At 60.0% G+C, this 12,592-nt stretch carries 12 protein-coding genes; 2 read left to right on the top strand and 10 right to left on the bottom strand.

Going from position 1 to position 12,592, the window contains the following annotated elements; all coding sequences use genetic code 11:
- Window positions 1–9 precede the first annotated feature (9 nt).
- From Q1A44_RS04240 to Q1A44_RS04250, 3 genes are all read right to left on the bottom strand, one after another.
- Complete coding sequence (locus Q1A44_RS04240) at window positions 10–1,731, bottom strand: TRAP transporter large permease subunit (protein ID WP_299620136.1); 1,722 nt, start codon at window positions 1,729–1,731, stop codon at window positions 10–12.
- Between the two features lie 4 nt (window positions 1,732–1,735).
- On the bottom strand, window positions 1,736–2,641 hold the full coding sequence (locus Q1A44_RS04245) for a TRAP transporter small permease subunit (protein ID WP_299620139.1): 906 nt from the start codon (window positions 2,639–2,641) through the stop codon (window positions 1,736–1,738).
- A gap of 87 nt (window positions 2,642–2,728) precedes the next feature.
- Window positions 2,729–3,754, bottom strand: coding sequence for a TRAP transporter substrate-binding protein (locus Q1A44_RS04250; RefSeq protein ID WP_299620142.1), 1,026 nt, complete (start codon window positions 3,752–3,754; stop codon window positions 2,729–2,731).
- 198 nt (window positions 3,755–3,952) lie between these two features.
- Between Q1A44_RS04250 and Q1A44_RS04255 the strand changes: the two genes are divergently transcribed.
- Window positions 3,953–4,609 (top strand): GntR family transcriptional regulator, encoded by a 657-nt coding sequence (locus tag Q1A44_RS04255; protein WP_299620145.1) that lies wholly within the window; start codon window positions 3,953–3,955, stop codon window positions 4,607–4,609.
- Window positions 4,610–4,617: 8 nt separating this feature from the next.
- On the opposite strand, the gene Q1A44_RS04260 is transcribed toward Q1A44_RS04255, so the two are convergent.
- The 7 genes from Q1A44_RS04260 to Q1A44_RS04290 form a co-directional block, all read right to left on the bottom strand.
- The gene (locus Q1A44_RS04260; protein ID WP_299620148.1) at window positions 4,618–5,895 is read right to left on the bottom strand and encodes an L-fuconate dehydratase; all 1,278 of its coding nucleotides are present in this window, start codon (window positions 5,893–5,895) and stop codon (window positions 4,618–4,620) included.
- A gap of 27 nt (window positions 5,896–5,922) precedes the next feature.
- A complete protein-coding gene (locus tag Q1A44_RS04265; RefSeq protein ID WP_299620151.1) occupies window positions 5,923–6,252 on the bottom strand; it encodes an L-rhamnose mutarotase in 330 nt (109 codons plus the stop codon).
- Window positions 6,252–7,364, bottom strand: a complete 1,113-nt coding sequence (locus Q1A44_RS04270) for a mandelate racemase/muconate lactonizing enzyme family protein (RefSeq protein ID WP_299620153.1) — start codon at window positions 7,362–7,364, stop codon at window positions 6,252–6,254. Before Q1A44_RS04270 ends, Q1A44_RS04265 begins: the two co-directional genes overlap by 1 nt.
- Before the next feature lie 3 nt (window positions 7,365–7,367).
- Window positions 7,368–8,459, bottom strand: coding sequence for a sn-glycerol-3-phosphate ABC transporter ATP-binding protein UgpC (gene ugpC / locus Q1A44_RS04275; RefSeq protein ID WP_299620155.1), 1,092 nt, complete (start codon window positions 8,457–8,459; stop codon window positions 7,368–7,370).
- Between the two features lie 5 nt (window positions 8,460–8,464).
- Window positions 8,465–9,328, bottom strand: a complete 864-nt coding sequence (locus tag Q1A44_RS04280) for a carbohydrate ABC transporter permease (protein ID WP_299620157.1) — start codon at window positions 9,326–9,328, stop codon at window positions 8,465–8,467.
- 4 nt (window positions 9,329–9,332) lie between these two features.
- Entirely contained in the window at window positions 9,333–10,226 is an 894-nt protein-coding gene (locus Q1A44_RS04285; RefSeq protein ID WP_299620159.1) for a carbohydrate ABC transporter permease, read from the bottom strand.
- 68 nt (window positions 10,227–10,294) lie between these two features.
- Window positions 10,295–11,617 carry an extracellular solute-binding protein gene (locus Q1A44_RS04290; protein WP_299620161.1) on the bottom strand — a complete coding sequence of 441 codons (1,323 nt, stop codon included), beginning with the start codon at window positions 11,615–11,617 and terminating at the stop codon, window positions 10,295–10,297.
- A gap of 180 nt (window positions 11,618–11,797) precedes the next feature.
- Here Q1A44_RS04290 and Q1A44_RS04295 point away from each other — a divergent pair, with 180 nt between their 5' ends.
- The gene (locus Q1A44_RS04295; protein WP_299620164.1) at window positions 11,798–12,592 is read left to right on the top strand and encodes an IclR family transcriptional regulator; all 795 of its coding nucleotides are present in this window, start codon (window positions 11,798–11,800) and stop codon (window positions 12,590–12,592) included.

Genomic DNA, 12,592 nt, shown 5'->3' on the forward strand with positions numbered 1-12,592 from the left:
GGCGCACCTTTACAGCAGGATCGAGATGATGGGCGGATAGATCAACAGAACCGACAAAGCGATCAACTGAATACCGATAAAGGGCAGGAACCCTTTGAAGATATCCGTGAGCGAGATGTGCGGCGGGGCCACTGATTTGAGGTAGAAGGCGGCAGGGCCAAAGGGGGGCGACAGGAACGACACCTGCATGTTCATACAGAACACAACGCCAAACCAGATCGCCACATGACGCGGGTTCAGTTCGCCCAGCAGGCCAATCTCGTCGATGGGCAGCTTCAGCACGATCGGCAGGAACACCGGGATGATCAGCAGCACGATACCCACCCAATCCATGAAGGCGCCCATGAACAAGAGGATCAGCATCATGAAGAGGATCACGGCCATGGTGGGCAGTTCAGAGCCAACAATGAAATCGGCCACATAGTTGGGCCCGCCCGCGATGGTGTAAGCACCCGCAAGGGCCGTGGCCCCGATGGTCACCCAGACGATGGTGCCGGTGGATTTCAACGTCCGCATCAGCGAATCCCAGACCAATTCGGGCGACGCCTCGCCGCGCAAAAGAGCGATGACAAAGACCGCCATGGCCCCCATGCCCGCCGCCTCGGTGATGCCGGTGATCCCGCCATAGATGGACCCCATGACAACACCGATTACCACGATAGGCGGCACAAGGCCCTTGCCCATGGACCAGCCCGTGGCGGTGCGTTCGCGGCCAAAGACAAAGAACATCAGGGCCATGGACACTGCAAACATTCCGGCAAAGATGCCGATGAATTCGGCGGTGCCCCAAAAGGCGTCGGCCCCGGTATTGGCCGCGTTCGAGCCGGAGAATTCAAAGAAGGACGCGCGCAGGAACAGCGCGGCAGTAAAGCCTGCCAGCACCACGTTCAGGAACGCCCCAAAGAGCATCCATTTCGCTCCGCCACGTGGTTGGGATTCCAGATCGTCGCGTTCCAGGATCAGGGCGTCCCGCTCTGCGGTCTCTTCGCTCGTCAACTCTGCAATCGCGTCCAACTCGCCCATGCGCTTGGCAATGCGCTCTTCCGGCAGAGGCGCGTCCTCGGGTTTCAGGGTCGTGCGGATGATGATGTAGATGATGATGAACGAGGCCAGCATGAAGCCGGGGATAAAGGCCGCCGTAAAGAGCGCCTTGATCGAGGTTTCGGTGATCAGTCCGTAGATGATCAAAACGATGGACGGCGGGATCATGGTGCCAAGCGAGCCGCTGGCACAGATCACACCGATGGCGAGGTTCTGGTTATAGCCCAGCCGCAGCATTTGCGGCAGCGCGATCAGGCCCAAAAGGACCACCTCGCCCCCGATGATGCCGGACATGGCGGCCATGATCACGGCCATGATGGACGTCACGATGGCAATCCCGCCCCGTGTCCGGTTCAGCCAGACGTTCAGCGAGGAATACATTTCCTTGGCAATGCCGGAGCGTTCCAGCAGGGCCGCCATGAAGATGAAAAGCGGAATGGATATGAGAACGTAACTGGTTAAAACGTCCCCGTATATTCGCTGGGGCAGGATGTTGAGCGGCCCCGATCCGGGCCTGCCGGTCAGCAACCCTTCACCCCAAAGCGATGGGTTCATGAGCAAGGCAGGCTCGAATTTCATGAACAGCACCACGACCGCCATAAAGGCAGAGGCAAAGCCCAGCGGCATCCCGATCGCCAGGAGCAGCATCAGTCCAAGCATCAGGACCAGTGAAATCGTTCCGACATCCATGTGCTTAGTCCTTTGTCGACGTGTGTTGGCCGGTGACGTCGATATCGCTGACGCCTTCGGTTCCGACCTGGGCCTTGATGCGTTCGATTTCCTCTTGGTCGAGGTCCTCGCCGCCGTAATGCACTTCTTCCTTGCTCCAGTCAGAGATCAGGTTGACCACGGCCTGAAGCGCGACCAGCGACACGATGATCAGCACGAGGGGCTTCATTGTGGCGGGGATCGGCGGGTCAAAGGCCGTGCCAAAGGTTTCCCACCGATAGAATTTGTCAAAGGCCTCGCCATAGCCGCCATAGCAGAGGAAGAAGGCGAAGATGCAGATGCACGAGGTCGAGATCACGTCAAAGATGCGCTGCGCCCAGCGGGGCACGGCGTCGTAAAGCAGGACGATGCGGATGTGGCTGCGCTGTTGCATGGCGTAGAGGCCCGCGCAGAGGAAGACGAACCCCGCCAGCCAGAGCGACATTTCGTTGGCCCAGAGCGTTGGCGCTTCGAATACGTAGCGCAGCAGCACCTCGTAGAGCATCACACCGGTCAAAAGGACGATCAGCATCATGGTGACGCGGCCGATGAAAACGGCAAGGCGGTCGGCTGGTTTCCAGCTTTCGAATTCCATCCCTGCGCGTTGGACGGTGCGGACGCCGATAAAGGCAAAGACGGGCATCCCGATCAGGGCCAGCCAGTCTATGATGTCGGCAAAGCCGCCAAAGAGGCCGCTGAGGCCCGCGCTCACATCATTGCGCTTGAACAGTGCCGACAGTTTGTCGAATTGTGACGGGTCGGTGGGCGGAACAAAGTCGAGGGTGAAGGCGGGCAAGTGCCAGGTCACCCAACCTGCACACAAGATGAAGGCCAAAGGTACAAGCCATTCCACCGGAGAGCCGGAGCGCACCTGCATCATCATATCCCCCATGTTCCGAAAATTTGAAATGTCCCGGGCGCGTGAATTGCGCATCGCCGGGTGGTTGGGGCCCCGCCTGTGCAGGGCCCCAAAGTTAGCTTACTGAGACACGAGGCCCAGCTGACGCAGATAGCTCAGGTGCGCTTCGACCAGCGCCTTGGCTTCTGGCGTGTCGGCGAACTCGGGCCATGTGGCCTGTGCCGCGTCACGGAACTTCTGCAGTTCCTCAGGCGCCCACTGCGACAGGGTCACACCATCGGCACGCAGCTGAGCAGCCGCTTCGGCGTTCTTTTTCTCGAACGTCAGGGCGGTGCGTAGGGCCAGCGCTTCCATGGCGACCTTCATGATGGTCTGGTGTGCTTCTGGCATCGCGTCAAACACGGCCTTGTTGCACGCCAGGTGGTCCGAAGGCATCGAGTGGAAGCCGGGGAAGTTGGCGTATTTGACGATGTCATACAGACCCAGGCCGACGTTGTTGGCCAGGCCCGATGCGTCCGCGCCGTCGATGATGCCAGTTTCCAGGGCGGTAAAGATCTCTGTGAAGTCCATCACGATGGGCGAAGCGCCCAGCTTTTCAAAGATCTTGGTTTCCATGCCGGGGGGCGAACGGAATTTCCAGTCCTTGAAGTCGGCAACCTTTTCGATGGGCTTGGACGAGGCGAACGACTCCTGGCCGTAGACCCACCAGCCGATCAGCTCCATGCCGTACTTGTTGTACAGGGGTGCCGCCGCTTCGCGACCGCCACCGAAGTACAGCCAGCTCAGCTGCTGATACGGCGTCTCGTAGCCGCCCATGATGTCGCCCACGAACTGGAACGCCGAGTTCTTGCCGGTCTGATAACCGCCACCCGTCATGTCACAGTCCAGGATGCCCGTGGCTGCCGCGTCGAATGTTTCCACCGACTTCACAACGGACGAGCTGTAGAACATCTCGACCTGGATGCCACCGCCGGACATTGTTTGGATGTCTTCGACATATTGCGCTGCCAGACGACCGGAAACGGTTTCAGGGGCGTAGTGCGTTTGGATGCGCAGTTTTGTTTCCTGCGCGCTCACGGACATCGCCGTGCTTGCTGCAAGCGTCGCAGCGACGGCGACGGATGCCGCCTTCTTCATGAATGTCATAGTATCCTCCCAGACATATTGGCGTACAAGTCGATGGGGCTTTTTACCCTTCTTTGACGCGAAGTGATTTGAGGCTAGGCGCAGATGTTCCACACGACAACAAAAAAATGAAATTATGCGGAATTTCGTGATTATGATGGAATTTCGAGATTTTGTGATCTACTGATTTTACAAAACCCAAGACCCGAATGGCCCCCGATGCCTTATGACACCGACATTTTCGAGACATTGCGCCACCGCCTGATGACCAATGGGTTTTCCCACGGTGACAAAGTCCGGGCGGAACATCTTCGCGTCGAATTTGGCTGTTCTGCCAGTACCATACGCGAAGTTCTGTTTCGCTTGTCGACCCTCGGTTTGGTCCAGTTTCAGGAACAACGCGGCTTTCGTGTGCCGGAAAAATCCGCCCAAATGGTGCATGACCTGACGCATCTTCGCGTTCTGCTAGAGGCCGAAGGCACGGCCATGTCGATTCGCCGCGGCGGTGTCGCCTGGGAGGCCCGATTGACCGCCGCCCACCACCAACTCAGCCATCTTGAGATGCGCCTGCAGACGACCACCGATTCCGAGCCATTTGTCGACTTGTGGTTCAATGCAGAGCGGCAATTTCACGAAACCCTGATCTCTGCCTGCGGCTCTGACGCGCTGATCGAGACGCATCACCAGGTCTATTGCCGCTTCCGGCAGCAACTGATGGTCGAGGATCGCGCGTTCGATTACATCTCGGAAAACATCAAGCATCATCAGCAGATTCTGGATGCCGCCATGGCAGGGGATGAGGCACTGACACGGCAAAAAATCCACGACCATCTGGCTAGGCATCTTCTCACCGCACAAAGGGTAGAGCCGGTCTAGCACCCCGCTTATAGTGGCTCAAATCGGAAATCGCGCAGCGTCGCCGCCTTCATCTCGATCGAGAAACCGGGGGCCGTGGGCACCTGATAAGCACCGTTCTGGACGATGCAGGGGTCAACGAAATGTTCGTGCAGGTGATCCACATATTCGATGCGCTTGCTGTCCTTTTCGCCGGTGATCGCGACGAAGTCGATCATCGACAGGTGTTGCACATATTCGCACAGGCCCACACCGCCCGCATGGGGCCAGACCGGCAATCCGTATTTGGCGGCCATCAACTGCACCGCCAACACTTCGTTTAATCCGCCTAGGCGGCAGCTGTCGATTTGGACAACATCAATGGCCCCGTTGGCGATGAACTGTTTGAAAAGAATGCGGTTTTGACACATTTCGCCCGTGGCGACCTTGATTGGCTTAACGGCCTCTCGGATGGTGCGGTGGCCGATCACGTCATCGGGGCTGGTCGGTTCTTCGATGAACAGGGGCCGGGCAAAAGCGAGCGCCTTGACCCAGGCAATCGCCTGATCCACCTCCCAGACCTGATTGGCGTCGATCATGATGTTCATATCTTCGCCAAGTTCTTCGCGAGCGATGGTCAAACGGCGAATATCATCGTCCAGATCACGCCCCACCTTGAACTTGGTGTGGGTAAAGCCGGCCGCTCTGGCCTCGCGGCAGAGCCGCCGCAGTTTGTCATCAGAGTAGCCCAACCAACCGGCCGAGGTGGTGTAGCACGGGTATCCTTCGGCCTTGAGCGTCGCGATGCGCTGGGCCTTGCCCGGCTCTGCCGCCCGCAAAATCTCCAGCGCTTCATCGTGGGTCAGCACGTCGGTCATATAGCGGAAATCGACAAGGCGCACGATCTCTTCCGGCGGCATATCTGCCACCAATTGCCAGACCGGTTTTCCCGCCTCTTTGGCCAGCAGATCCCAGACCGCATTGACCAGGGCCCCCGTTGCCAGATGGATTGCGCCCTTGTCCGGTCCGATCCAGCGCAGTTGGCTGTCGCCCGTTATGTGCCGCCAAAACCGGCCCGGATCGGCGCGCACCCAATCCAGATCAAGACCCACCACCAGATGCCGCATCGCCTTGATCGCGGCCACGCAAATTTCCGTCCCGCGCCCGATGGTAAAGGTCAGCCCGTGGCCCTGATGCGCGCCATCGGTGTGCAGCACCACATAGGCCGCCGAATAGTCCGGATCCGGGTTCATCGCGTCTGACCCATCCAGCGCTTGCGAGGTGGGAAAGCGCAGATCGTGGGTGGTGATGTCGGTGATTTTGGTCATAGGGCGGCCATGGCCTGTGTGCCCGTTTCAGTCGGCATGAAACACCTCTTCCATCATCGACCACTGTTCACCCGCCGCCCGTGTCGCCAGCGGCGTCTGGCAGGGGTCCGTATGGGTCCACCATTCGCGGGTTTTCGGGTCTTTGGCCATGCGCGCCATATCCGCGGCAAAGTCGTCTCCGTGATATTCCCAATAGCCGAACAGCAGGTTTTCCGGCTCACGCAGAAAGATCGAATAGTTGCGAATATTGCTGCCCTTGATCTGGGCCAGAACCTCGGGCCAGGTGGCGGCGTGCAGGCGTTTATACGTGTCGATCATCTCGGGTTTGATCCCGATCACCATGCCCATGCGTTGCATTAAGCGCCCTCCGTGATGGATTTGGAAAAGACCGATTTGGCGGTGATTGCGTCTGTGTCCCAGTCAATACCCAGACCCGGCACATCAGAGGGGATGGCAAAGCCCCCCTCCATCCGCATGGGCGCGCCGGTGATGGTGTCAAGCTGTGGGATATATTCCAACCATTTCGCGTTGGGCACCGCACAGACCAGCGGCAAGTGCAGTTCCATCAGGAAATGCGGGCAGACCATGACGTTGAACGCCTCGGCCAGATGCGCGACCTTGAGCCAGGGGGTGATCCCCCCGATCCGGGCCACGTCGACCTGCACGACGCTGGCGGCGCCTGCTTGCAGGTAGTCCTTGAACTGGCTCAGCGAATACATGCTTTCCCCCACCGCGATGGGCACGGATGTGCGCCGGGCCAGTTCGGTGTGCCCGGCCACGTCGTCAGCGGGCAGGGGTTCTTCGAACCATCCGATATTGTGCTCTTCCAGTACGCGGGCCCGGCGGATCGCTTCTGACAGGGTAAAGCCCTGATTGGCGTCGGTCATGATCTCATAACTTTCGCCCACCGCGTCCCTGACCGCGCTCAGGCGAGTGGCATCCTGGCTGATATGCTCCGACCCGATTTTGATCTTGGAGCCGCGAAACCCCTTGGTCTGCATCGCCAGCGCGTCATCGACCAGCGCCCCGATCTCAAGGTGCAGCCAACCGCCCTCGGTCGTATAAAGCGGGATGCGGTCGCGACTGCCGCCCGCAGCCTTCCAAAGAGGCAGGCCCGCCTTTTTGCAGTGCAGATCCCAGAGCGCCGTGTCGATGGCGGCCAAGGCCAGCGAGGTGATTGCGCCCACGGACGTGGCATGGGTCAGGAACAACAGATCGCGCCAGATGCCGTCGATCCGCGCAGGGTCACGGCCAATGAGGGCGGGGGCCAGCGTGTGTTCCAAGAGCGCCATGACCGACGGCCCGCCGGTGCCGATGGTATAGCTATAGCCAAATCCGGTGGCCCCGTCGCTGTCATGAACCGTCACCATCGGGGTTTCCTGCGAGACAAAGCTCTGGATGGCGTCGACCCGTTTGGTCGCGGGCACCAGGTCGACCATCGCCAGGTCAATGCGTGTGATATGGGCCATGTCCTACACCCGGATCGCGTTGGACGTGGCCGCGTCAAAGACGTGGCATTTGTCGATCATCAGTTGGAACTTCAGGGTCTCGCCCGGGCGCACAGGGCGGGGGTTCAGCATCTTGGCCTGCACCTCGGTGCCCGCCATCTCGGTAAAGAGCACCGTCTCGGTTCCCAAGGGCTCGGTCAGGATCACTGGCAGCTCCAGCGTAGCCACCGCGCCGCCCTCAAACACCCCGTGCCCCTCGGGCATCAGGTTGTCAGCGCGAAATCCGAAGTGGACCATTTGGCCGTCCTGCACGCGGCCTTGCGCCTGTAGGGGCACCGGCACCGTCAGCCCGCCATCGAGCGCAATGGTCTCACCATCCACCACCCCATCAATCAGGTTCATGGGGGGCGAGCCGATGAACGTCGCCACAAAGGTGTTTACGGGCGTGTTAAATAGCTCAAGCGGCGTGCCCACCTGCACGATATGGCCGTCCTGCATCAGCACGATACGGTCGGCCAGAGTCATCGCCTCGACCTGATCATGGGTCACATAGATGATGGTGTTGCCGACGCGCTGGTGCAGCTTCTTGATCTCGACGCGCATCTGCGTGCGCAGCTTGGCATCCAGATTGGACAGCGGTTCGTCAAAGAGAAACACATCCGGCTGGCGCACAATGGCACGGCCCATGGCGACACGCTGGCGCTGACCACCCGACAGTTCGGCTGGCTTGCGGTCCATCAACTCGGCCAGTCCCAGGATGCCCGCCGCCTCGTCCACCGCGCGAACAATCGCGGCCTCGTCCACCTTGGCCACTTTCAACGAAAACCCAAGGTTCTCGCGCACGGTCATGTGCGGATAAAGGGCGTAATTCTGAAACACCATCGAGATGTTGCGCTCGCGCGGGGGCAGATCATTGACGACGCGGCCACCGATGCGAACCTCGCCATCCGAAATCGCCTCTAGCCCCGCGATCATCCGCAAGGTTGTGGATTTGCCGCAGCCGGACGGGCCCACCAGCACCACAAATTCGCCATCGGCAATGTCGAGGCCGATGCCATGCACCGCGCGCGATTTGCCGTAATATTTGACGACGTTGGACAGGGTGACTTGGCTCATGGGACTTATCCTTTGACGCCGCCGAAGGTGAGGCCGGCAATCAGGTGTTTCTGTACGATAAAGGTGAGGATCAGTGCGGGCAGGATCATCAGAACCGCCAGCGCGCACATCCCGCCCCAGTTGATGGTGAACTCTGCCGTGAAATCCAACAGACCCACGGGCATCGTCTTGGACCCCACCGACCGGGTCAGTTGCGAGGCCAGCGCAAATTCGTTCCAAGAGGTGAGAAAGGCAAAGATCGCCGCCGAGGCCACGCCAGAGCGTGCGACCGGAAATTCCACCTTCCAAAACGCCTGCCATCGGGTGCAGCCGTCAATTTCGGCGGCCTCGTGCAATTCCTTTGGGATTTGACGGAAAAACCCGTCGGTTAGCCAGATGGTAAAGGGCACGTTCAATGCCACATAGACGAGGATCAGGCCGAAATGGGTGTCGATGATCCCCACTTTGGCAAAGACGATGAACAAGGGCAGCGACAGCGCCACGCCCGGCACCGCCCGAAACAGCATCAGGCCCACGAAGTAGCTCGATTTGCCCCGAAACCGGTAGCGGGCAAAGGCGTATCCGCCCGACATGCCGATCAGGATGGCGATGGCCGTGGACACCACCGACACGATCAGCGAGTTGCGGAAATAGGACAGGACGGGCACGCCGCCCTCGCCCGCACCGCCAAACATCGCGCGGTAATGGTCAAGGGTGAACGAAGGGATCCAGACCGCAGGCTTGGCCATAATCTCGACCGTGGGGCGGAACGAGTTCAGCACGATCCACAGCCCCGGAATGCAGATGATCGACATGGTCAGGAACAGCGCCAGAAAGTGCAAAGCCTTCAGGCCCCGTTTGCGGTTGCGGTGTGCTTGATTGCGGTCCATCGCGCTACCCTCCCATGCCCAGTTCGGCGCGCGCGGCGCTAAGCTTGCGGAAGAAATAGACGGTGAAGGCGATCGACAGCAGGATCGACACATAGCCCATCGCATTGGCCAGCCCCATGCGGGCATCGACATAGCCTGTGCGGCTCATCAGGGTCCAAAGCAGTTCGGTCCGCCGCGCGGGTCCGCCCCCCGTCATGATCTGCACGATGTCATAGGCGCGGGCCACGTCGAGCGACCGGATGGTCATGGCGATGTAAATGAACGGCATGAGGAAGGGCAGCGTGATGTGCCGAAACGTCTGCCACGGGGTGCAGCCATCGACTTTGGCCGCCTCCAACGGGTCACGGGGCATGGCAAAGAGGCCCGCAAGGATCAGAATGGCAAAGACTGACGTGCTCATCCACACTTCGGCAAAGATGATGGAGAACATCGCCAGCTTGCCATCCACCAGCCAGGGCAGGGCTACGTCAAATCCCATGGATTGCAGCGCGTTGTTCACCAGCCCGATATTGTCGTTGAAAATGAACTTGAACTGAAAACCGACCAGGATCGGCGAAAACATCATCGGGAACATCAGGATGGTGCGCAGGGTGCGTTGCCCCCATGTGACCTTGTTCATCATCAGGGCGATGCACAGGCCCAGGATCAGTTCGAGGTTCAGCACGATAGTCAGGAACAGAACAGTCCGCCCAAAGGCTGCCCAGAATTTGGCGTCTGTCAGAATGCGTTCGTAATTTGCCGTTCCGATCCAGCGCCACAGGGTCGAGGGGCGGGTCAGCTTGTAGGGCGTAAAGCTTGAATACAGCGAGAAGATGAGGGGGATCAGCACCACGGCCGCAATCACGATGAAAGCAGGCAGCAAGAGAACCAACCACTCGGGCAAGCGGCGGCGGAACATGGGTCACCTCTCGGGGTTCTGGGGCAGGTCGGGGGCGCGAGCGGTGCCGCGCCCCCAGGAAGGTTTTCTTAGTAGTAGCCGGACTCGCGCATCAGCTCGTCCACCGCCTCGGCGGCATCGTTCAGCGCCTGCTCGACGGTCTTGTCACCGACGATGGCTGCCTGAAGCTCGGGGAAGACGATGTTGGTGCTTTCGCCCCATTCCGGCACGGGTGGCACGGCAAAGGCATATTCGGCCCCCGCCGCAAAGGCGGCCAGCGCCTCTGCCCGGAACGGATCATCACCCGCCTGTGCGGCGGCCACGTTCGCCTCCCACACCGCGCTGCGTGTGGGCAGGGACCCGCCAGAGCTTTCGGCCAGTTGGCTTTCCTCGCTGGTCAGAAAGCGGACCAAGGACACGGCAGCATCCTGGTTGACGCAGTCATTCGTAACGGAAAAGCCGTGATGCCCGGACCAACCCGTGCGCGTAACCGACCCCATGGGCTGGATCGCGACGCCCACATTGCCCGCGGCCTTTGAGCTGTCGGGATCGTTAAAGAACCCTGCCCAACCGGGCCAATCCAGGTTCAGCGCAACCGTGCCACTGGCAAATCCCTGGCCCAGATCGTCCCAGACATAGCTGATGGTGCCTGCGGGCACGGCCTGGGCCTCATAAAGGTCGACAAACCACTGCAACGCGCGTTGGCCCGCCTCGGAATTGAAAACCGGGCGCTTGTCTTCGTCCAAATAATTGCCGCCCTCAGCCACCACCATCTCATAGAAGCGGCCCACGATGGCCTCGTCCTTGCCCGCATATTGCGTGCCATAGAAATTCGGCGGATCGGCAAAAAAGATCGCCTGATCACGGACCTGATCCCAGGTTTCGGGCACGGCGAGGGCATAGCCATATTCCGCCTCGAACGCAGCGGCCCTTTCCGCGTCTTCGTAGTTGGATTTCAGATAGTAGAGAACCGACACATCGAACTGCGCGCGGGGCAGCATCAAGAGTTCGCCGCCAACGGTCGAGGCCCCGATATTGCCGGGTACAAAGGCGGCAATCTCGTCCGCAGGGACCAGATCGCTCAGGTCCGCGTATAGCCCCTCGTATTGCGGGGCAAAGGACGAATGATTCGACCCCACGCACCAGTCGGTCGTGCCTGCGGCCATGTCCGACTTGATTTCCTTGTCGATCTCAAAGTGGCTCTTCTTTGAAATGATCTCGACGCTGGCACCGGTCGCGGCCTCCCACTCCGCAATGCGGCCATAAAGGGCCTCGTATTGCTGGCCGCCGATCAATTTTGCCTCGACGGTCACGCCATCAAAGCTGCCATAGTCCTGCGCTGCTGATGATTCGGCCGATGCGACGAGGGCTGAACTGGCGAGCAAAGCTCCCAAAACATTCATCTTTTTCATCGTGTCCTCCCTTGGTGCGATGAAGAACGGGCTCGTAAATCGTCGGCCGTTCTGTTCGTATGTAAATCATTTATTCATTTATAAATCAATCTTGACATAAGCCGGAACATGGCGAGACTGGTGCCCAGGGCTGGGTTCTGCTCCAAAGGTTACGCAGACCGCGGCTTTGAAGGACGATAGATGGACGATCCAAACGGCAAATACCGGGCCCCGGCTTTGGAAAAAGGCCTCGATATCATCGAGTTGCTGGCCAATAGCGGCGAGGGGCTGAGCCAAGGCGAGGTGGCCAAGGCACTGGATCGTTCGCCAAGCGAGATTTACCGGATGCTCTCGACCCTGGTGCGGCGCGGATATGTGCTGCGCTCGGCTTCTGGGGATCGCTATTCGCTCAGCCTCAAGATGTTTTCGATCAGTCAACGGCACCCACCCATTGGCCGGGTGATCGAGATGGCCCTGCCGCGCATGCGCGCGCTGACCCGGCAAGCCTGGCAATCGTGCCATATCGGCATGGAAAGCAACGGGGATATCGTGGTCGTGGCCACGGCGGAATCGCCCGGCAACTGGGGGTTGGCCCTGAAAATGGGCACTGTGGTGGGGCTTTGGAACACCGGGACGGGCCGGGTTTTGGCGGCCTTTCGCACAGATCAAGAGGTCGATGACCTGATCGCCCGGCACCGTCCCGCGCTGGGCGAGCCAGCCCTTGACCGTGCCGCGTTCGAGGCTGATCTGGCCCGCATCCGCCGCGTCGGCTTTGAACAGATGCCATCGGCCACTACGGTCGGCGTCACCAACATTGCCTTCCCGATCTTCAGCCCCTCGGGTGCCGTCGTGGCCGCGCTAAGCTGCCCTTATCTGGAACGCACCGACGCGCTTGAGGTGCCATCGCTGGACGAGGTGGTCGAGATGTGCCGCGCCCTCGCCGATGAGCTTACGGCGATCTATGGTGGCACCAACCCTTACGCAAACGAGGACTAG

It is taken from the genome of uncultured Tateyamaria sp. (assembly GCF_947503705.1).
Taxonomy (GTDB): Bacteria; Pseudomonadota; Alphaproteobacteria; order Rhodobacterales; family Rhodobacteraceae; genus Tateyamaria.

Coding starts and splice junctions, on each gene's coding strand:
- Q1A44_RS04240 (WP_299620136.1), bottom strand. CDS start 1,731: ATGGATGTCGGAACGATTTCACTGGTCCTGATGCTTGGACTGATGCTG.
- Q1A44_RS04245 (WP_299620139.1), bottom strand. CDS start 2,641: ATGGGGGATATGATGATGCAGGTGCGCTCCGGCTCTCCGGTGGAATGG.
- Q1A44_RS04250 (WP_299620142.1), bottom strand. CDS start 3,754: ATGACATTCATGAAGAAGGCGGCATCCGTCGCCGTCGCTGCGACGCTT.
- Q1A44_RS04255 (WP_299620145.1), top strand. CDS start 3,953: ATGCCTTATGACACCGACATTTTCGAGACATTGCGCCACCGCCTGATG.
- Q1A44_RS04260 (WP_299620148.1), bottom strand. CDS start 5,895: ATGACCAAAATCACCGACATCACCACCCACGATCTGCGCTTTCCCACC.
- Q1A44_RS04265 (WP_299620151.1), bottom strand. CDS start 6,252: ATGCAACGCATGGGCATGGTGATCGGGATCAAACCCGAGATGATCGAC.
- Q1A44_RS04270 (WP_299620153.1), bottom strand. CDS start 7,364: ATGGCCCATATCACACGCATTGACCTGGCGATGGTCGACCTGGTGCCC.
- ugpC (WP_299620155.1), bottom strand. CDS start 8,459: ATGAGCCAAGTCACCCTGTCCAACGTCGTCAAATATTACGGCAAATCG.
- Q1A44_RS04280 (WP_299620157.1), bottom strand. CDS start 9,328: ATGGACCGCAATCAAGCACACCGCAACCGCAAACGGGGCCTGAAGGCT.
- Q1A44_RS04285 (WP_299620159.1), bottom strand. CDS start 10,226: ATGTTCCGCCGCCGCTTGCCCGAGTGGTTGGTTCTCTTGCTGCCTGCT.
- Q1A44_RS04290 (WP_299620161.1), bottom strand. CDS start 11,617: ATGAAAAAGATGAATGTTTTGGGAGCTTTGCTCGCCAGTTCAGCCCTC.
- Q1A44_RS04295 (WP_299620164.1), top strand. CDS start 11,798: ATGGACGATCCAAACGGCAAATACCGGGCCCCGGCTTTGGAAAAAGGC.